General features: G+C 54.0%; 19 protein-coding genes and 1 pseudogene. 3 read left to right on the top strand and 17 right to left on the bottom strand.

Features of this window, described 5'->3' with window-relative positions:
* Window positions 1-148: 148 nt before the first annotated feature.
* Window positions 149-372, bottom strand: a pseudogene (locus tag D3P07_RS27570) (Gfo/Idh/MocA family protein); the annotation flags it as partial.
* An 18-nt stretch (window positions 373-390) separates the two neighbouring features.
* Window positions 391-1,476, bottom strand: coding sequence for an MBL fold metallo-hydrolase (locus D3P07_RS12865; protein WP_259391477.1), 1,086 nt, complete (start codon window positions 1,474-1,476; stop codon window positions 391-393).
* Window positions 1,477-1,695: 219 nt separating this feature from the next.
* Here D3P07_RS12865 and D3P07_RS12860 point away from each other — a divergent pair, with 219 nt between their 5' ends.
* A complete protein-coding gene (locus D3P07_RS12860; RefSeq protein WP_119800607.1) occupies window positions 1,696-2,844 on the top strand; it encodes a virulence factor in 1,149 nt (382 codons plus the stop codon).
* Window positions 2,845-2,926: 82 nt separating this feature from the next.
* On the opposite strand, the gene D3P07_RS12855 is transcribed toward D3P07_RS12860, so the two are convergent.
* The 3 genes from D3P07_RS12855 to mutY all read right to left on the bottom strand — a co-directional run bounded on the left by D3P07_RS12855 (window position 2,927) and on the right by mutY (window position 6,120).
* On the bottom strand, window positions 2,927-4,117 hold the full coding sequence (locus D3P07_RS12855) for a transglutaminase domain-containing protein (RefSeq protein WP_182914297.1): 1,191 nt from the start codon (window positions 4,115-4,117) through the stop codon (window positions 2,927-2,929).
* Window positions 4,118-4,252: 135 nt separating this feature from the next.
* Entirely contained in the window at window positions 4,253-4,888 is a 636-nt protein-coding gene (locus D3P07_RS12850; RefSeq protein WP_119800605.1) for a bifunctional 4-hydroxy-2-oxoglutarate aldolase/2-dehydro-3-deoxy-phosphogluconate aldolase, read from the bottom strand.
* Window positions 4,885-6,120: an A/G-specific adenine glycosylase gene (mutY, locus tag D3P07_RS12845; RefSeq protein WP_119800820.1), complete on the bottom strand. Its 1,236-nt coding sequence runs from the start codon at window positions 6,118-6,120 to the stop codon at window positions 4,885-4,887. Before mutY ends, D3P07_RS12850 begins: the two co-directional genes overlap by 4 nt.
* A 122-nt stretch (window positions 6,121-6,242) precedes the next feature.
* On the opposite strand from mutY, the gene D3P07_RS12840 reads away from it, so the two are divergent.
* Window positions 6,243-6,602 (top strand): c-type cytochrome, encoded by a 360-nt coding sequence (locus D3P07_RS12840; protein WP_259391476.1) that lies wholly within the window; start codon window positions 6,243-6,245, stop codon window positions 6,600-6,602.
* A gap of 477 nt (window positions 6,603-7,079) precedes the next feature.
* Here D3P07_RS12840 and D3P07_RS12835 read toward each other — a convergent pair whose 3' ends face one another.
* From D3P07_RS12835 to D3P07_RS12795, 10 genes are all read right to left on the bottom strand, one after another.
* On the bottom strand, window positions 7,080-7,307 hold the full coding sequence (locus tag D3P07_RS12835; protein WP_119800604.1) for a hypothetical protein: 228 nt from the start codon (window positions 7,305-7,307) through the stop codon (window positions 7,080-7,082).
* Between the two features lie 58 nt (window positions 7,308-7,365).
* Window positions 7,366-7,764, bottom strand: a complete 399-nt coding sequence (gene acpS, locus D3P07_RS12830; protein ID WP_119800603.1) for a holo-ACP synthase — start codon at window positions 7,762-7,764, stop codon at window positions 7,366-7,368.
* Between the two features lie 53 nt (window positions 7,765-7,817).
* Complete coding sequence (locus D3P07_RS12825; RefSeq protein ID WP_119800602.1) at window positions 7,818-9,920, bottom strand: copper resistance CopC/CopD family protein; 2,103 nt, start codon at window positions 9,918-9,920, stop codon at window positions 7,818-7,820.
* Between the two features lie 3 nt (window positions 9,921-9,923).
* A complete protein-coding gene (locus D3P07_RS12820; RefSeq protein WP_259391475.1) occupies window positions 9,924-10,991 on the bottom strand; it encodes a DUF4198 domain-containing protein in 1,068 nt (355 codons plus the stop codon).
* A 263-nt stretch (window positions 10,992-11,254) separates the two neighbouring features.
* On the bottom strand, window positions 11,255-12,064 hold the full coding sequence (gene nadE / locus D3P07_RS12815) for an ammonia-dependent NAD(+) synthetase (RefSeq protein ID WP_119800601.1): 810 nt from the start codon (window positions 12,062-12,064) through the stop codon (window positions 11,255-11,257).
* A 13-nt stretch (window positions 12,065-12,077) separates the two neighbouring features.
* Window positions 12,078-12,512 carry a BrxA/BrxB family bacilliredoxin gene (locus tag D3P07_RS12810; protein WP_119800600.1) on the bottom strand — a complete coding sequence of 145 codons (435 nt, stop codon included), beginning with the start codon at window positions 12,510-12,512 and terminating at the stop codon, window positions 12,078-12,080.
* Between the two features lie 72 nt (window positions 12,513-12,584).
* Window positions 12,585-12,980 (bottom strand): DUF3905 domain-containing protein, encoded by a 396-nt coding sequence (locus tag D3P07_RS12805; RefSeq protein ID WP_119800599.1) that lies wholly within the window; start codon window positions 12,978-12,980, stop codon window positions 12,585-12,587.
* A 20-nt stretch (window positions 12,981-13,000) separates the two neighbouring features.
* Entirely contained in the window at window positions 13,001-13,141 is a 141-nt protein-coding gene (locus D3P07_RS27035) for a hypothetical protein (protein WP_182914319.1), read from the bottom strand.
* A 56-nt stretch (window positions 13,142-13,197) separates the two neighbouring features.
* Window positions 13,198-14,877, bottom strand: a complete 1,680-nt coding sequence (locus D3P07_RS12800) for a two-component system sensor histidine kinase NtrB (RefSeq protein ID WP_119800598.1) — start codon at window positions 14,875-14,877, stop codon at window positions 13,198-13,200.
* Between the two features lie 31 nt (window positions 14,878-14,908).
* A complete protein-coding gene (locus D3P07_RS12795) occupies window positions 14,909-15,754 on the bottom strand; it encodes an alpha/beta hydrolase (RefSeq protein ID WP_182914296.1) in 846 nt (281 codons plus the stop codon).
* Between the two features lie 94 nt (window positions 15,755-15,848).
* On the opposite strand from D3P07_RS12795, the gene D3P07_RS12790 reads away from it, so the two are divergent.
* Entirely contained in the window at window positions 15,849-17,117 is a 1,269-nt protein-coding gene (locus tag D3P07_RS12790; protein WP_119800596.1) for a BaiN/RdsA family NAD(P)/FAD-dependent oxidoreductase, read from the top strand.
* Window positions 17,118-17,178: 61 nt separating this feature from the next.
* On the opposite strand, the gene D3P07_RS12785 is transcribed toward D3P07_RS12790, so the two are convergent.
* Both D3P07_RS12785 and D3P07_RS12780 read right to left on the bottom strand, forming a co-directional pair.
* Complete coding sequence (locus D3P07_RS12785; RefSeq protein WP_259391474.1) at window positions 17,179-17,577, bottom strand: hypothetical protein; 399 nt, start codon at window positions 17,575-17,577, stop codon at window positions 17,179-17,181.
* Window positions 17,578-17,667: 90 nt separating this feature from the next.
* A complete protein-coding gene (locus tag D3P07_RS12780) occupies window positions 17,668-18,927 on the bottom strand; it encodes an MFS transporter (RefSeq protein WP_119800594.1) in 1,260 nt (419 codons plus the stop codon).
* Window positions 18,928-18,934: the final 7 nt, after the last annotated feature.

Below are 18,934 nucleotides of genomic sequence, written 5' to 3'. Positions count from 1 at the left end.
AACTATTATAGCACAGTCTCTTATAGAAACGAACGATGAAAGCGGCTTATATGGAAAAGATAACAGATTTATACCGCAAATAGGGCATTCTGTGCAAGAAGCCTCTCCCCGGCATACATACGCGGCAGCCGGCCAAGAGGTTCCTTCATGCCGATGCGAAATCCTCTACGTTATAGCAGCCGTTCCAGTCGGGGTTGCCCCAGCTGCCAATCCCTTCGCGGTTCGGTCCAAACTCGGCGTAAGTCGAGCCATAAACCGATTGCGGCTGCGGATTGCCCAGATACGCGACAAATCAAGCATGTGGTCGCCGATGTCGATAAGCGGTCCGCCGCCTGCAAGCTCCTTGCGCGTAAACCAGGAGCCCCAGCCGGGGCATGAGGGGTGACTGTACTAGCTCTTCGCGAGCTTCCAGGTCTCTCCGAGCGGAAGCACGATGATACGCTCTTCCTCCAGGCATCTCCGGCAGCGCTCCGCCTCCAGGCGGTCAAGAGCCTCTCGCGGCGTATCGTCCGCCAGCTTGAAGGCTCCATAATGCATCGGAACGAACCATTTTGCTCCGGTATCCTCGAATGCCTGGAGCGCCTCCTCTGGCGATACATGCTGCGGGCTCATAAACCATTCCGGCTCGTACGCGCCGATCGGCATAAGAGCCACATCAATTTGGAAGCGGCTCCCGATCTCCTTGAATCCGCGAAAGTACCCGCTATCCCCTGCAAAATAAATGGTTGGTGAAGCAGGGACTGCTGGCCGCTCAACGGGTCTGTTCTTGGCTTTTCCCGGCTGCTCCTCCTTCCAGGCCGAGGCTGCCGCAGTCTCTTGATACGATGCAGCCATCGCATCCGTCGTCTTTTGTTTGCCCCTAGCTCCCTTAACACGACGATGGGTTCCAGCCGTCTCCATGACCCAGCCCCCCCAATGGGAGCTGTTCGTATCCCACGGATTGCGGCGCGTCCAGTGCTGGGAAGGCACGAATGTGAATTTGACCCCTTTTATCGTGACAGACTCCCACCAATGCAGTTCCTTGATGCTGCTGAATCCCTTCATCTTCAGCTTGGCGCCCAAGCCTGCTGGTACGAGCAGTTGCTTGCCGCCTGTCAGCCGTCTTAACGAGGCAATGCTCAAATGGTCATAATGGGAATGGGAGACAAGCACCACATCCACGGGAGGCACGTCCTCAATCGGAATGCCTGGCGGCGCCAGCCGCTTCTGAAAAGCCATCTGTCCCGACCATACGGGATCGGTAACGATATTCAATCCCCCCAGCTGAATCAGAAAGGTGGAATGTCCGATCCAGGTGATGGACGGAATCTCTTTATTGCCCGTAAGGAAAGGCAAGTCTGGTTCCGCTTGGGGTACCCTATACGAATAATCCTTCAGCTTGAGCTTTCGGATTCGTTCTTGACGCCATCTTTTAAATTGCTTTAAGGAATTATGCTGTTCAACCTGATCCTGATTGGCAAATCTCTTGTTTCTCAAGTTGCGCTTTCCCTCCCTGCTTGCTTGTGGCATACCCTTAAGATAACAAGTCACAGGCATGCATTGCAAATTACGACGAACAACGCCTTGTCGTATCCAGTCTACTCAGCTTAGCTGCTACAGGGTATCACTTGCTGGGATTATCCGCTGCTGTCATGGTATAGTAGAGTAGATGGCATCGTACATGCGTATAACTATCTTTAAGGAGGTTTCGCTCAAATGAAACTGTTATCCATAGAACCAACGCCGAGTCCCAACTCCATGAAGCTGAATGTGGACGAGATGCTGCCTCGCGGGAGAAGGCTCACGTATAAGACAGCCGAAGCCGATTCCGCGCCTGAGCCGCTCAAAGGGCTGCTCGCCATTGAAGGCGTAAGAAGCTTGTTCCGCACCGCCGATTTCATCGCGCTGGACCGCAAGCCGGGAGCGGATTGGGCTCGCATATTAGCAGACGCACGGCAACTGCTGCAGGCAGGAGACGGCGATGCATCCTCCTCAGTCGGAGAAGGCATCGCCACCGGATTCGGCGAGGCACAGGTGCTCGTGCAGATGTTCCGCGGCATCCCGATGCAGGTCAGAGTGCGGATGGATGACCGAGAAGTGCGCTCCGCCCTTCCGCCGAAATTCACCGACGCAGTCAGCGCAGCCGCCGGCTCCACCATGATCCGCGAGCGCAAGCTGGAGGAATTCGGCGTTCGCTACGGAGAGCCGGAGGAGATCGCGGCCGAGATTGTTCGCGAGCTTGAAGCGACCTATACGGAAGAGCGGCTGAATACGCTTATCGAGGCTTCACTGCAAGCCGGTCCTGGCGAGCAGGATTCGCCAGTCGCGCCAAGACCCGCTCCGCTGTCGCTGGAGGAAGCGCTGGAGCAATTCAAGTCGGATGACTGGCAGATTCGTTATGCTGCACTGGAACGCTATGTCAGCGAGCCGGACGGCATTCCGCTGCTCCAGAAGGCAATCCGCGACGAGAACGCCTCGATCAAGCGTCTGGGCGTTGTCTATCTGGGCGATCTCAAGACGCCTGAATCGATGCCGCTGCTCTTCGAAGCGCTGAAGGACTCCTCCTCGTCCGTTAGACGTACAGCGGGAGATACATTGTCCGACATCGGAGATCCGGCAGCCATCGGCCCGATGATCGAAGCGCTGAAGGACAAGAACAAGCTGGTCCGCTGGAGAGCGGCGCGCTTCCTCTATGAGGCTGGCGATGAATCAGCTATCGAAGCGCTCGAGGAAGCCGCGAAGGACAGCGAGTTCGAGATCAAGCTGCAAGCCCAGATTGCGCTGGAGCGTATTCAGCGCGGCGAGGAAGCAGCCGGCTCCGTATGGCAGCAGATGACCGCCGCACGGAAACAAGAATCTCAATAATCCATAGAAAGAGCCTGCGGGATTTGTGTCGGAGACACTTCTCTCACAGGCTCTTATTGTTAAGGTAGCGCCGGGTGCAACGCTACGGATAGTTCAATTGCAACTGAACAAGCAGCGAATTGCCGCTGCCGAACTTCTCATAGCTGGCCCGATAACCGACGGCAACCCCGACACCCTCGAATGCGGCCTTGAGCTCATCCGGGAAGTCCGCGCCTTGCTCGTAGCGGAACTCCAGCTTGCCCGTCCGGGAGGATATAGCCGACTGGATGCGTTCTCTGAGCTGGGCGGCATCCGCCACCGTATGCTCTTCCTCCAGCCAATGCAGCCCTATCGCCACCTTAAGTTTCTCGAAAATGTCGGCGTCAGTCCCGCCGCTTGCTTCCGCCAGCTCCTTCAAGGCGTCGGCATATCGGGTGGAGGCTTCCGGGTATGTCCTCGTCCATTCATGGTCAGCCCTAAGCTCCTCGTCCGTTTTCAAATAATACGTATAACGAATCCGATCGTCTTCCGCACCGACCGGATCGTCCCACGTCAGATCGAGATGGTACCATTGCCCGTCGAGCTGTACCATATTCCAGGCATGCTCGCCGGTATTCACCTTGCCCTCTGCAATCAGCACCGGTATTCCCGCTTTCTCCAGCATCAAGTAGCCGAGCAGCGAATAACCCTGGCATACCGCCTTGCCGAGCGAGATCGCATCATATGCCGTATAGTAGCTAAGCGATTGATCGTATTCCACATTCGTTACGACCCAATCATGAATAGCCTTGACTTTCTCGTGATTGTTCATGTCGGGTTTCAAGATGGCGGAAATCGCAGCATCTGCAGCCTGCTCCACCTGAGCCGTCTCCTCTGGCGTTTCCCGGTACTTCGCTTCCACCGTTATGGTTGACTTGTTGCCCCAGCTGCGAATCGTATATAGGTATGACTCCAGTATGTAAGCGGAGTAATCGTCATGCGTGAGCGCCGCTCTGATAATCTCGGTCATCTGCTCGGACAGCTCTGATTTGTCGCCCGTATAAGAGGCTGAGAACCGCTCGTCCCGCTCCTTGAATCCCTTGGCCAGCTCAAGCTCAAGCTTCTCGAATCGGTCTGGCGTCTCCTCCTCTTCGGCGGCAGCCAGCTTATTCGGCGCTTCGACCGCTCTGGCAACGGGAGACGGCTCCTGGTTCGAATCCGCATTAGTCGGGAACAAATTCAGTTTCAAATTCAAGCTATACGCGCCAGCAACGACAATCGCGATGGCCAACAGCTTGAGTGCTCCTTTACGCATAGGCTCCTCCTTCAAATCTCTCCTGCGGCAATAGCTGCCTCTCGAATGGCGAGAGCTTGCTCGCTTTCCTAACATCATATGTTCGTCCACGGGAATGATGCCAGTCCGGCGGCAAATTGGCTCTCGGCAGGCAAGTTAGCTTAACTGGCTGACCGCGTGAGTGAACGCATGAGCGCGCTCGGTAATCTTATGGAACTGGCCTTCCTTCACCCATTCCATATTGACCAGCTTGCTGCCGAGTCCGACACCGTTTGCTCCAGAGCTGAAGTATTCCGCAATATTATGCTGGTCGACTCCGCCTGTTGCCAGAATTGGCACATCCTTAAGCGGGCCGCGAATTTCTTTCAAATAGTTAACCCCCAGCGACGCCATCGGAAACAGCTTGACCGCTTCCGCTCCGGCCTTGACCGCCTTCACGATCTCGGTAGGCGTCATCACCCCCGGCCATACGGAGATGCCATGCTCCCGGCCGTAAGTAATCACTTCCTCATCCAGATTCGGCGAGATCAGAAATTGCGCTCCGGCTTGAACGGCCTGCTTGGCGGTGTCCAGGTCAATAACCGTCCCCGCTCCGATATATGCTTCTTCGTCGAAGCGCTCGCGCCAGCGGCTAATCATGGCCGCTGCACCGTCCGTATTCATCGTGATCTCCATCATCCGAATGCCGCCCTTCAGCAATGCCCTTGCCGTATCGTCGGCCTTGTCATCTTCTATGCCCCGCAGGATCGCCACTATTTTATGCTTCAGCAATTCATTCAGCATGCCGCTCATTCCCATTCTACCCCTTTTTCCCCTTTAGATTTCCTGCTCCAATACTCATTCAGCAGCTTCAAGAATAAATTCGGGAACGGAAGCTTGTCCATCTCGTCCCGAGCGATCCAGCGGTATCGGCTTTGTACCTCTACGGGCATATCCTCATGCGCCGCAGCAGGCTCGCTTGCCATGCTGCCAGTTCTATAAGGTACTGCACTCTCCGCAGCCAGCACGCTGTCCAGAGCGCCCATATCGGCCGCATACACGCGCATCCGCCAATGTATATGGCTGAAGATATGATCTGCGTCCGCAAACCATCCTGTCGGACGGATCAGCAGCCCTGCGTCTGTCTCCAGCATACGGATAGCGGCTTCGGCCAGCTCGCCCTGCTCCTTTGGAGCGGATTCGACGAACATGCTGCGACGATCACCGTCCAACAGCAGATGCGGCAGCTCCCACATCTGCGCCAGCAATCCCGTATCGGGACGCTGCCTGACCAGCACTTTCCCCGCTTGCTCGCCTGCACCCTCGACAATAACCGCCAAGCGGTATTCCTGCCGCGGCGGCTTGGCCTTCGTCTTGATCGGAAGCTCCGCCTCTCGTCCAGCAATTCGCGCTTCGCAATGCTCCATCACCGGACATGGCAAGCAGCTAGGCGACTTGGGCGTACAGACGAGCGCGCCGAGCTCCATAAGCGCCTGATTGAAATCCCCGGCCGCCCCCTCGGGAATCAGGCTTGCAGCAAGCTTCTCGATGCCTGACCTTGTAGACGGCTTGGCAATATCGTCCTCCAGGCAGAAGTAGCGGGAGAGCACTCTCATGACGTTGCCGTCTACCGCCGGCTCCGGGCGATTGAAGGCAATGCTCATAATCGCGCCTGTCGTATACGGCCCGACTCCCTTCAGTCCCGCTACCGAATCCTTATCGTCAGGAATAATGCCGTCATATCGCTCCATGACCATCTTGGCACCCGCCTGCAAGTTTCTTGCCCGGGAATAATAACCGAGACCCTCCCAACACTTCAGCACCTCGTCTTCCGGCGCTTCGGCAAGCGCCTGTACGCTCGGAAAGTTTGCCATGAATCGTTCAAAGTAAGGGATGACCGTATCAACTCTCGTTTGCTGCAGCATAATTTCGGATACCCATATCCGGTAGGGATCCTTATTCCGGCGCCACGGAAGGTCCCGATTGCCTCTTTGATACCAGGCCAGCAGCTCCTGGCTGAAATATTGCTTTGCTACTTCTTGCATTGTCATACTATCGTAATCCTTCCCGTCCTCGGAGTGGTTGTTTGTTCTCTCTCATTCCTCTATTATACGAATTATACGCATATATTCCTATGAATAACATGGAAGAGAAAGGAGGAGTTCCGTTGCTGACTGCCAAACTAGCCATCCGGCTGGCGAAATGCTCTGCTGTCCTGGCGTTGGCTGTTTCACTTGCCGCATGCGGCGGCAGCCCGACAGGCGGCGCGCCAAAGGGCGGCTACTTGAAGGACGCCCCGTCCGATATTGCAGCCGTCTACAAATCCCGATGCCTGAACTGCCACGGCAATGATCTGCAAGGCCGCGTCGGCGCCAATACGAACTTGCAGCAGGTCGGCTCCCGCATGAGCTTCGAGGAAATTGCCGCTCAGATCGAACAAGGCGAAGGGCTGATGCCGGGCTTCGCCGATACCCTATCGCAGAAGGAAATCGATGGTCTCGCCGAGTGGCTGGCCTCTAAGCAATAGAGCCCTGACGGGTCTGCCTCGCGGTCATGTCATGCCCCGGACGCGAGGCCATTACTCTGCCCAAAAAGCAGATTATACCTGCGCAACACTAGTTTCACCCATAAGTCGGTTTCACAGAAATAGTAGTGCTGTGCAACGTTAAATGCACAAAATCGCTCCAAAAAGGGAAATAATGTTGCCACACACCACTAATCTCGCCAAAAAGATGGAAACTCAGAAATAGTGGTGCTATGCAACGTTAAATGTACAAAATCGCTCCAAAAAGGGAAATAACGTTGCCACACACCACTAATCTCGCCAAAATGTGAATATAGATTACTCGCTTGGGATGGGTTCATAAGTCGAACACAAAAAATGGCGGTGTCAGGAATATCATCCTGAACATCGCCATTTCATTATTTGTGCACGTTTTTCATCAAGCGAACTGTCACCGCATGCGAACGTAGCTGCTTGTGTGACAGCCTTATCGATACGATCTCAATAACCGATGTAATGCCCATTGGACTTCGGAGACTTGTGGTCGTAATGGACTGCGGGACCTGCATAGAACCAATGGGTTTCTCCCATTTGGGGATGAGTCGGGAATAAGTCGCCTTGAACGAGCAGCAGATCATCGCCCCAGTCATTGGAATACATGCCGTCGTACTGCACCCATTGACCCGTCTTGAACCGTCGTTTCGCGCTTTGCTGACGCCCTCTGTTCATCGCCATTCTCCTCTCGCCGCATATCTACTGCTATTACATTCGCAGTATGGGCCAAAGGTTACAATTTTATCCGTTCTACGACGGCAAAGGCCGAAGCAAGAGCGCGTTCATGCGTAATCGTAATATGAATGACAGTGTCCGCCTCGCTGAGCCCTAATCGATCCCATGCTTCCGCAGACAACTTGCAGACCGGCTTGCCGGCTGCATCCCGCCCGATATCCATATCTCCAAAACCAAGCAAGGCGCCAATGCCGCAGCCGAATGACTTCGCAATCGCTTCCTTGGCGGCGAACCGCCCTGCGACATACTGATGCAAACGCGGTCCGCCATATGCCGAGCAAGCCTTCCGTTCGCCGGGTGTCAATATGCGCTGCATGAATCTGTCGCGAAGCTTGCTCTCCAGCATCTCGGAGACTCTCGCTACATCTGTCAGATCATGCCCGATTCCTATTATCATGCGTGCGCCCCCTCTATCATGATGGAGACATTAGCAGATGAGGCAATCGTTTGTCAAGGCGTCAGACTTGCATCGTTCAGCGGCTTCTCGTAAGAGAATGTTTCGCCGCTCTTGTCCTTGAAGCTTACCTTCAGTCGGCCATCCTCGGCTGCGCCGATATAGGCGCCTTCCGCAGTATAGCTATACTTGTTGAATCCAGGGAATCCGAATGGATCGCTACCGCCTTCTTGCATCTCGACTGGGAAGACAGCCGTCCCCGCAGCATCACCGGTCTCTGGAACAAATTCTATGAGAAGCTCATCCGGCTCACCTTGGTCTTCCCTCAGCCATACATCCAGCTTCACGACTTGTGTACCGTCTTTGCTTTCATTGATCCTCAGCGTCATATGAGCGTTATCGCCCATGACATGCCAGTATACAGGCTCTCTTGCCGCATTTGGCGGCGAATAAGGCGGCGGAGATGTTGTCGACAGCCAGCCAGCGAAGACAATAAGCGCAACCGCAGCCACAATCTCAGCGCGTACGCCCCAAATGAGAGCCCGTTCGCCGGAAGCCTTGGCCCGCAGCAGCCGATGCACGGCTGCTATGCCGACAACGAGCAGCAGCAGCAGGATTTTGACAAGAGCCAGCCTTCCATAATCACTGCCCCACAGCTGGCTCCACGACGAGAGATGATCCAGCGTCAGCCATACTCCGCTGATGATAATGAGGACGATGCTTGGCAAAGCGTACATGGCGAACTTATCGCCTGCGCGAAGCAAGGTCCCGCTTCCGTCAGGACGATAAGTGAGCATCCAAAGGCCGGTCAATCCGCCGAACCAGACGGCGGCCGTTCCCATATGAACCGAATGGGCAATGATGGCAACCATTGCATCCTCGGCGGCCGCGTAAGCATGGCCCGTCAGCGGGAAGGTGACGATGATGCCTGCCGCAAGCAGCCATTTGACCGGATTGGCCCATACGGCCTCACGCTTAGGCGCAAACGCCAGCAGCAAAATAATGATGGCAGCAGCCGGCCTCATGAAGGCAACCTTGCCAACCATGGTCTGCGACAGAATGTCGTTCCATGCGATGCCGCTGAACTGCGAAGCCAGCATGTCGATCCGGCTCCAGCCGGACGCGATCCAGATGATTGCGGCTGCGGCAATGACAACTTGCTCCGCTCGAAGCGAGAAGCCGGCAGGCGGCTCGCTGCTCTCGGATCTCCATAACGCGTAGCGGAAAAACAAAATGCCGCCGGCGGCCAATGCAGCCAGCACCTCTGCAATGCGCAGGAATATCATCAGAGTGTGGCCTCCGGCATGATTATGCTCCTCGCCGCTGCTGCTTGCAGCGGATGCAGCTGACTCCCCACTTGCAGCCGGCGGCTCTGTCACGCCTTCTATGACGCCGCTTGCTTCTTCAGCTTCGTTCGTATCGGCTGGCTCAGCGTCTGATGGTTCTGACGCAAGACCGCCGTCTTCGCCAATCTCTGGCGTCTCACCGCTTGTTGGCTCATTTGGCAAGGAGCTGTCCGTCTCGACAGGTTCTGTCGGAACTGCGCTTTCGCTTGCATCTTGAGTCGATGCCGGTGCCAGTGTCGGTGTTGGCGCCGAACTTGCTGAGCCCGTTGCCGCAGACGGCTCCTGCTTGGCAGGGCTAGCCGGTGGCGGTGTTACGGGAGGCTTCGGCGTCACTGCAGGGCTGGCCGGTGGCGCAGTTATCACGGCGGATGGAGACGGCTTGGCGGTCGCAGGCGGCTTGACACTGCCGCCGTCCAGCGATGCCGTATCATCCGGCGGCTTCGTCTCCAGCTCTACGCCGATAGAAAATTGGAAGGAGCCGTCCGTCACATGCGTATCCAGGGACAGCACCTGCCACTTGACTTTATACACGCCTTGCTCCAGCTTTGGTATCGTTAGAATCAGCGTCTGGTCGCCATCGCTGCTGAGCGTCCCCTTCACTTCTCCGCCCGCACTGTTCTCAAGCGAAATAGAGCTCATTTTGGTATCGATTTTTTCAGTAAAAGTAAGCTTGATCTGAGATGGCGAGCTATCCAGAACCGCATTAGCCAGCGGAGAGGACTGATAAATATAGGCATGTGCCGAGACGAAGCCCGGCAAACATGCCCATACCACCAGCAGAATAGCCAGTAAGGAATACCTTTTTTTCATCATGCGTTACTTCGTGTAGATCGCAACTGCGGCTCTGGATTCGCCTACGGCCGGGAAGTATTCCACGGTCGCGCCTGCCGCCTCTGCTATAGCGCGTAGAGCGCCAGCTTCCTGGGAAGCATAGTTTGGATCAATATTGTCGCGAATAAAGTCAGCCGATGCTTTTGTTACGCCCTTCTCTACTTTTACAGCTTCATCCTGTGCGACTGCAATACCGTCAACATAGACATGCGGAGCATTAGAGGATGGCTTGCCTGGCAGCTTCGGCGATTCATTCTGGACGGTGAATGTCATCGTCGCTTCATAACTCGTCTGATCATATTCGCCTTCCTTGGCTTCCTTCGTTGCCGGCTTGGCACGAACCAGATAGTAGTCCGCTGCGCCAGTCTTGAATGTTACCGTACCATTCTTATCCGTTACCAGCTCAGTCGGCTCCGAATTGCTCCTGCGGATCACGTCCACATGAGTATCCGCCAGCGGCTCGCCCTTAAGCAGCAATTGGATGGATACTTCTTCGCCAGCTGTCACCGCAGCCGGATTAAAAAGCGGAATAAGCTCTGCGCGGTCTGGGCTTACTTCCTTCGAGAAGCCTTGGAGAGCCTTCACGCGCTCAATGACCGGAATATCGCTCACAGCGACAAAAGACTTCGCGCTGCGCAGCGTGCGGCTGCCTACGCCGCCATGATTGAATACGCTGTCGCCTTCAACCGAAACGATATAGGCGCCCGGCGTATTCGACTTGAACGATGCGACAAAATAATTGTTGACCGCAGGTTCTGTCTCTGTTGCTTCTTCTCCCGTATAGAATCTGGTTCCTGTAATATCGGACTTCACGCCGCCCGGCGTGGTAACGAATACTTTCGACGTATCCGTGCTCCATTGTCCTGCAATGCGATAGCTCTTGTGCTCATTGGAATGATTGCCAAGCATAAGTTCAACATAAGATACTTGTCCCGGCGCCACTATGGGCGCATTGGTCTGCGACCAGCCGTCATGGGCAAATACGGGTATTGCCGCGCTAACCGTCAATATGGCTGCCAGCAGTGCACCTGTCATTTTCTTGCGAATAGACATCCTTCATCAACCTCTCTTATCGAATTAATATTAACTTACATATTGTAACAACATCGGCCGGGAAAGACATGACCCGAACGAGCCATCTAATTGTGAACAAATTGTGAACAAAATGACTCCGCTTTCAAATTTTATCAAAAAATGTGCCTCTCCCTAAGAATATGCTTTATTTTCAGGGCGCTTGAACGCAAAAAAGCTGCCCCAGCGGAACCTGTACAGTTCCATGGGACAGCCCAATGGCCAGCATCAACTGGCTTGCATCCTCAAATACCCGGAATCGCCGAACGTTTATGCTCGGTCTTCAGATATTGCTTTTCGAGCTTCTCGCGAGTCTCCTGCGCAATGACCTTGCCTTCCAGGTAATCGCTGTTCTCATCATACTTGATGCCAAGCTCGTCCTCATCCGTCTGGCCTTCCCATAGGCCGGCTGTCGGCGCTTTGTGCAGCACGCTGTCCGGTACGCCCAGATGAGCAGCAACAAGCCTTACCTGGCGCTTGTTAAGCGAGCTGAGCGGAGTAAGATCAACCGCTCCGTCGCCCCACTTCGTATAGAAGCCTGTCACGGCTTCCGAAGCATGATCCGTCCCGACTACAAGCAGGTTCAGATCGAAGGCCAGCGCATACTGCATCACCATTCGGGTTCTCGCTTTGACGTTGCCTTTGCCTCCGCGGCTTATATGGCGGTGAATGCCAAGCGACTTGAATCCATGCTCAACCTCAAGAGCAATCTCGTCGACAGCTTCGCCGATATTTGTCTCCACCTTATGCTTCATATCGAATGCTTCGGCAACCGCATAGCTGTCGGCGATATCCACTTGCTTGTCATATGGCTGAAAGACGCCAAGGGTCATATATTCTTTGCCCGTCTCTTCGCTGAGCTCATCCGTCGCACGCTTGCACAGACCTGCCGCAACAGCGCTGTCAATGCCGCCGCTTATCGCAATCAGCAGGCCGGTTGCATTTGCGTCCAGTACGTATTTCTTCAAGAAATCGACCCGCTTGCGAATTTCCGCATCCGGATCAATCTCGGGCTTGACGCCGAGACGTTTAATAATTTCCTCTTGTAAAGTCATCTGGCAGCTCCTATTAACCGCAATATTTGTCGAATGCGTCCGTCAAGTCTGCCGCAATATCGGCTGCGGAACGATTCTCGATCTGATGACGTTCAATAAAGTGAACCAGCTCTCCGTCCTTCATCAGTGCGATGGAAGGCGAAGAAGGCGGATATGGCGCAAAGTATTCGCGTGCCTTCGCAGTAGCTTCCTTATCTTGACCTGCGAACACCGTGAACAGGTGATTAGGCAGCTTCTCGTTCTGCAAGGCTTGGGCTACGCCCGGACGGCATTGGCCTGCCGCGCATCCGCATACGGAATTGATCACGATCAGCGCCGTTCCTTGCGCGCCCGGCACATGCTCTTCTACTTCTTCCGCTGTGCGAAGCTCCTGAATTCCCAGCTTCGTAAGATCGTCACGCATTGGTTGAACCATGTCCAACATATATCTTTCGAATGACATCGACATGCTAACTCACTCCTTCAAGGACTATTTTAAGCTATTATACCGTCCCTTACGAAAATAAAGCAACCGGAGTCGCTACTCCGATTGCTCCCTTTCTGGAAGGTCTGGCTCCGTTGCCGATTGATCGGCTCTACTGGCGGCATCGTGCTCCGGGTGGAAGAAGGTTCCCTCCTCCGGCTTGATGCCGCGCTCGAACCATTCCCGGTTCTCCGCAGTCAGAAAGCCAATGTCCTTGAAAGGATGCACCCATTGATCGCCAGCCATCACAGCGGGATCGGTATCGGTGCTCCATTGTTCCAATGGCGAGTGCGGAGATTCGTACATATGATCGCCGATCACAACGCCATATTCATTGACGAATGGAGCTTCCGGCCCTCTTCCTTCACGGAATTGCGGTAGGAACTCGATTTCGTAAGGATCAAGGGCGGGATTGTCCCCCGGCTTTTGCTTGTTGGAATCATTGTCGCGCAATGCTGTTCACCCGCTGTCGGTCAGGTCGACGGACGGTTCGGCCCGTTCAGCTTCTTATCGATGCCGGCACTGTCGCCCGCTCCATTCGCTTTGTTCGCGTTACGAGCCGCTTGCGCTTTCTGCTCCAGGGAGCTTCCGTCTTCCTTCGTTCTCTCGGACATCCTATTTCAGCCTCCTTCGCGGATTACGGCGCCTGAAGGCGTCCGCTATTATCCATTCATGGATTAGAATGCCCGGCGTCCTCTTGCGTTATGTTGAAGGTGACGATAAAAGTTGTGCCTTGCCCTTCGGCTGTCTGGACATCGATTCGCCCGCCATGCCGTTCGGCAATGCTCAGACATAGCGGCAGGCCAAGGCCAGTGCCGCGTGTCTTCGTTGTGAAGAAGGGCTCAAACATATGCTTGAGCTTATCCTGCGGGATACCCGCGCCTTCATCCGAAATATACACGCTGATTTCCCCGTCCCGATAATCGGTTTTGATGCGCAGAATCCCCTTTTCCTCCATTGCCTCCATGCCGTTTCTAGCGATATTCAGCAGCATCTGCTTGATTTCACGGTCATTCAGCCTCATAAGCGGCACATCTTTGCAAAGCGCTACCTCCAGCGACTGTCCCCTTAGATTGGAGTCTGCGTGAAGCAGCGGCACCAGATCATTAATGGTCGTATTGATGGACGCCAGCTCCATCTTGAGCTCGCGGTTTTGGGCAAGAGAAAGAAAGTCGCTAATAATCAGATTGGCACGATCCAACTCCTCCATGATGATGCGGAAGTACTCATGCTGGCTCTGCGGGCTCCTCTCCTGAATCAGCTGCACGAACCCTCTGATGACAGCCATCGGATTGCGGATCTCATGCGTAATGCTAGCCGCCATTTGCCCGACGAGGCTAAGCCTCTCCATTCTGCCAAGCTCATCTCTAAGCTGGCTCAGCTCGGTCACGTCCTGTGCAATCAAGGCGGCACCAGCCACCTCATGGCTGCTAGTGTCGCGCAGCGTCACCGTCGTATACAGCAGCATGGCATCTTCCTCCATCTGGGGAACCGTCGTCGTCGGCATACCGTCCAAGGCTTGCTCCAACAGCGGCATGCAGGCATGGTCTTCTCCCCTCTGGAACACCCGCCCGAACGGCTGCTTCTTTAATTCCTCGACCGAGGTGAAGCTTTCTTTCATGCCAAGCAATCTGAAGCTTTCTTCGTTCACATGCGTAATTCTGCCGTCCCGGTCAACTATCATAACGGCTATAGGAGCCTTGTCAATAAATTGCTGCAGCTTCTCTACTTCATTCAAATAGCTTGCCGATAACTGAATGACTTGGTCATGCAGCTGCTGCTTCTCCTTCACGCCTTCGATTATGTAAATGGATAGCCAGACTGCCAGCAAGAGGCCGATTGTAGCCATCAACACGTTAAATGAAACCGTTGACGTCCAGGGAGCGTCGGCTTGGCTCATCAGTACATAAATAATGCTGATTAGCACCACCAGCAATATACTGACGATGGACACACCGATTTTTTCCTTCTTGGTAGCAGCAGCCTTCTGGAATGGACCGATCAGGAATAACAGAATAACGAGGAACACAACCAGGTACAACAGAAAACCGTACATTTCTTCCATATTATTTATAGTTGTCATGCGCAGTCCCGCATAAAGAACCGTAAGCGCTGCCAACGCGCGATATCCGCCGTACAACGAACCGATCAAATACGGAACTACACGAAAATCAATCTCATATTCATGAACAGATGAAGTAGTCAGCAAGCACAGAACCATCGAGATACCGCTCGTAACGGTAATGAACAGTCTGAATCCGTTCCAGCCACGTTCTTTGTCATGCCAAAGCAGGAATGCAAACACTGGAAGTACGGATAGAAAAAATTGGAGCAGCAAATCCTTCAGCACGAAAAGCCGGCCTCCTTTATGAATCAGTTAGTCAGTAATATGAAAGCCTTCGACGAATCCAATCAAGTATCACATTCAACGTTTCTTTGCCGTCAATATCGTTGTGCAGTTCATGCAGCCCGCCTTCCTTGGGGCACCACTCACAGCGATTTCCCAAATCGCTAGCCAGACGCCTGCTCGCTTCGAACGAGGTAATCCGGTCACTGTCGCCGTGAAGCAGCAGCAGCGGCACATGCAGATCTGTTCCATTCCTGAGCGCCCACTCGCCGGCTGATTGAACCTCCACATAAGCTCTAGGCGTAATGGTCGTATGGTTAAGAGGATCATCCGTAATAGGGGGAATGCCCAGCTCGCTTGGACGGAACAGGTCTTCCGGCTTCAGCCCTGTCGACATCGGCAAGGTCGGGAATATTCTCGCAACGCCTTTCCCAATCCATTCTTTAATAGCCGGAGGCTTGAAAGCCAGCTTAAGCCAAGGACTTGTCAGTATGAGGGCGGCGATATCCGGCTTCCTGCGAATGGCACAATTAAGCGCAATATTCCCTCCCATGCTGTGCCCATACAATACAACGGGGATATCAGGATGTCTCTCCCTGGCTTCCTCCATAACACGAAGCGCGTCATCAATGGCGGCGTCCATAGCGCTCATATGCCCGCGCTTTCCTTCCGAACGCCCGTGTCCCTGCAAATCATAGGCGACTACGGCATATCCGGCCGCTGTCATTCGCTCGGCTGCATAATGGTAACGCTCCCCATGCTCACCATGGCCATGGACGATTAGAATAAGCGCCTGGGTTTCCCCCGCCTCAGGCAGCCATTCTCTGACATGCAGTCTCTTCGCTTCTGTTCCAAGCACTTGCCATTCTTCACGAAGCAAAATGTATCAACCTCCTTGCCCGAGTATTATAATTAAATTATACTGGAAACCATGAATTTGAATATAGAGAATGTTTTAATATAGGAGCAATGTCATGGATTATGATGTTATTGTGATTGGGGCCGGATCATCCGGCCTGATGGCAAGCGTAGCCGCGGGCGAAGGCGGAGCAAGAGTTCTGCTGCTGGACAAGGGTGACAAGCTTGGACGCAAGCTCGGCATATCCGGCGGCGGCCGCTGCAACGTCACGAATGCGAAGGAACTGGATGAATTAATCAAAAATATCCCAGGTAATGGGAAATTTTTGTATGGGGCCTTTGCTACCTTTAATAATAGGCATATTATTGCATTTTTTGAGGGGCTGGGCATTCGGCTTAAGGAAGAGGACAACGGAAGAATGTTCCCTGTAAGCGACAAGGCGAAGACGGTTGTAGATGCTCTGGTCGGCAAAGTCCGCTCCGTTGGCGTCGATGTAAGGGTGAACAGTCCTGTAAGCCGTGTCATCTATGAGGGGGGCCGGGCGTCCGGCGTCTTGTTGAAATCAGGGGAGACGATTCGGAGCGGGGCAGTCATTGTTGCAGTCGGAGGAAAGTCTGTGCCGCATACCGGCTCTACGGGGGACGGCTATGCCTGGGCTGAGGAAGCAGGACACACGGTCACCGAGCTCTTCCCGACAGAAGTGCCATTGACATCGCAGGCAGCCTTCATCCGCAGCAAGGAACTGCAAGGACTATCCCTTCGCGGTGTGACCTTAACCGTATGGAATGGGAAAGGAAAAAGGCTGATCGAGCATACCGGCGACATGATCTTTACGCACTTCGGCATCTCTGGTCCGATCGTTCTCAGATGCAGCCAATTTGTCGTCAAAGAACAAAAGAAGAACGGCGGCACTGCCGTCAAAACGACGATCGATCTCTTCCCAGAGCTGTCCGCTGATGAGATATATGCTCAGACGATGACCCTCTGCAGGGACGAGTCTCGCAAAGCAATCAAAAATGCGCTGAAGGGATTTTTCCCGGAAAAGCTCGTTCCTTTGCTGCTGGGACTAGTGGGACTTAAAGAGGAGATCACGTACGACAATATCCCGAAGCAAGCCTGGATGGAGCTTGCCAAGCTCGCCAAGTCGTTCCCCGTCTCCATTAACGGCACGCTCTCGATTGAAGAAGCATTCGTCACAGGCGGCGGCATCAACCTGAAGGAAATCGATCCCAAGACCATGCAATCGAAGCGGATGGACGGACTATACTTCTGTGGAGAAGTGCTGGATATTCACGGCTATACAGGCGGCTACAATATTACGGCCGCTTTCACGACAGGCTATAACGCCGGCAAGCATGCGGCTGAGACAACAAAGCACTCCTGACAAAAAGGCGCTGCCGAACTTAGGTTCGACAGCGCCTTTCCTTTCATGCAGGAGCAGCGTTCTACGTATGGATATCCCCTGAGAAGTGATTATAGGTTTCTGAATCAGGGAGGAACTCCTCCGCCTTAATCGAGGCGGAATCCCGGTTGTGAAGCCCGGTTTCCTCTTCATGGATCCAGTCCTCGTTCACCACATGGGCCGGTATCGTAATCCCGTCCAGCGCATAGGCCGTATTGGTAACAGCCTCCTCTTCGATTGCAGCCTGCTCCACCAATTGGCCCCCATGCGACTGTGCAATCTCCAGCGCGGACGTCAAGTCGCTCCCGTCTACATGGATATGCATACGATGGTCGTTGTGCATCACTGGATCGTAGCCCAGCTCCTGCAGCATATCCCGCGCCAGCTCCGCGCTTCGGTTGTCGCTAAAGTCGAATAAAATTGCCGAATGCTGCTGTGACAAGCACATCTCCCTTTCGTCGGTTGGAATGGTATGCTTCTTGCTTCATATAGCATGCCAACTTATGGGGAAATTCATGTCATGCGCCGACGGTTATGCGGCCGTCTCCCTCTCCACCGTCCGGACTTCCGCACGATATTTGAACAACGGCACCAGCAGCAGCATAGCAAGGAACATCAGCCCAGCAGCCGTGCAATAAATGCCGACAAGCGGAAAGTGCTGCTTCAGCTTGGCAGCCACCAACGTCATGACGACCATCATGCCCATAAACATAGGCGACAGAACCCCATTCACGCGGCCGATAAATTTCTCTTCCGTCCATTGCAGAATCATCGTACTGATCCCAATTTGAATACAAGGGAATCCGAGCCCGCCTATAAATTGCAGAGATAACGACAGCGGAACGCTTGTCGACAAGCCAATCCCCGCCATTGTGAACGAGCTGAGCAATATCCCGATAGCAAGCAGCTTCTGGGGTGAAATCTTCTTGGCCATCGTCATAACCAATGCTCCGCCTAGCAGCATCGCAACGCCATTCACCATCAGCACATATTGCAGAAACTCCTTCGGTTGGCCGAGGCGCTCAATGACGACGAACAAGCCCAGCGTCTGCGTCGTACCGACTGCAATGCCTGCAAGCGCGAACGTACCGCCCAATGATCGGAGTACCGGACTGCGCCACACATACTTCAGCCCGTCGCCAAGCTCGCTCCAGAAGCGGCTCTTCTCGCCGCTATCCTTCTTCTCGATCTCCTTGTCACGTGGAATGCGGAACAACACGACAGCAGAGAGCAGGAAGGCGACACCCATGATGCCTACGGAAATTTCAATGCCAAAGCGTTGATAGCTGATGACACCAAGCGACGGACCGACAACCATGAAGATCGCGACCAGGGATTGGAACATCGCCATCGCTTGCTGCAGCTGTTCCGGCGCGATATGCTGCTTGAACAGCTTCATCGCGGACGGCTGTGAGAATTGCGACAAGATGGCGGATACGAAGGTAACCAGATAGACCATATGCCAGGAGCCGTACATAATTGTAATCAGAACAGCAAAGACGGACACGGCAGACAGCAGGTCACACCAGATCATGGTAAGTCTGGGCTTCCATCGGTCGGCGAACGTCCCCCCGATAAAGGAGAAGACAAAAATGGGCAGAAGCTCCACGAATGTCATCAATCCCACCGCAAAAGGATCGTTGTTTGTTTTATCCGTTACATACATCAGAATCGCGAAATTGCGAATCCAGATTCCGATCTGCAATAGCACGTTAGATAATAGAATCGTTTGAAAAAAAGTGTTGCTCAATAACTTCCCTGCCGGCTGAGCCGGCAACGCCTGTTCAGACATGTTCACC

The sequence above is a fragment of the Paenibacillus sp. 1011MAR3C5 genome, from assembly GCF_003591485.1.
GTDB lineage: Bacteria > Bacillota > Bacilli > Paenibacillales > Paenibacillaceae > Pristimantibacillus.
This window is presented reverse-complemented; position numbering and strand designations above follow the sequence as displayed.

Bases quoted from the DNA above. Each gene is read 5' to 3' on its own strand.
- D3P07_RS12860 (WP_119800607.1), top strand. From the start codon at position 1,696: ATGAAACTGTTATCCATAGAACCAACGCCGAGTCCCAACTCCATGAAG.
- D3P07_RS12855 (WP_182914297.1), bottom strand. From the start codon at position 4,117: ATGCGTAAAGGAGCACTCAAGCTGTTGGCCATCGCGATTGTCGTTGCT.
- D3P07_RS12850 (WP_119800605.1), bottom strand. From the start codon at position 4,888: ATGAGCGGCATGCTGAATGAATTGCTGAAGCATAAAATAGTGGCGATC.
- mutY (WP_119800820.1), bottom strand. From the start codon at position 6,120: ATGCAAGAAGTAGCAAAGCAATATTTCAGCCAGGAGCTGCTGGCCTGG.
- D3P07_RS12835 (WP_119800604.1), bottom strand. From the start codon at position 7,307: ATGAACAGAGGGCGTCAGCAAAGCGCGAAACGACGGTTCAAGACGGGT.
- acpS (WP_119800603.1), bottom strand. From the start codon at position 7,764: ATGATAATAGGAATCGGGCATGATCTGACAGATGTAGCGAGAGTCTCC.
- D3P07_RS12825 (WP_119800602.1), bottom strand. From the start codon at position 9,920: ATGATGAAAAAAAGGTATTCCTTACTGGCTATTCTGCTGGTGGTATGG.
- D3P07_RS12820 (WP_259391475.1), bottom strand. From the start codon at position 10,991: ATGTCTATTCGCAAGAAAATGACAGGTGCACTGCTGGCAGCCATATTG.
- nadE (WP_119800601.1), bottom strand. From the start codon at position 12,064: ATGACTTTACAAGAGGAAATTATTAAACGTCTCGGCGTCAAGCCCGAG.
- D3P07_RS12810 (WP_119800600.1), bottom strand. From the start codon at position 12,512: ATGTCGATGTCATTCGAAAGATATATGTTGGACATGGTTCAACCAATG.
- D3P07_RS27035 (WP_182914319.1), bottom strand. From the start codon at position 13,141: ATGTCCGAGAGAACGAAGGAAGACGGAAGCTCCCTGGAGCAGAAAGCG.
- D3P07_RS12790 (WP_119800596.1), top strand. From the start codon at position 15,849: ATGGATTATGATGTTATTGTGATTGGGGCCGGATCATCCGGCCTGATG.
- D3P07_RS12780 (WP_119800594.1), bottom strand. From the start codon at position 18,927: ATGTCTGAACAGGCGTTGCCGGCTCAGCCGGCAGGGAAGTTATTGAGC.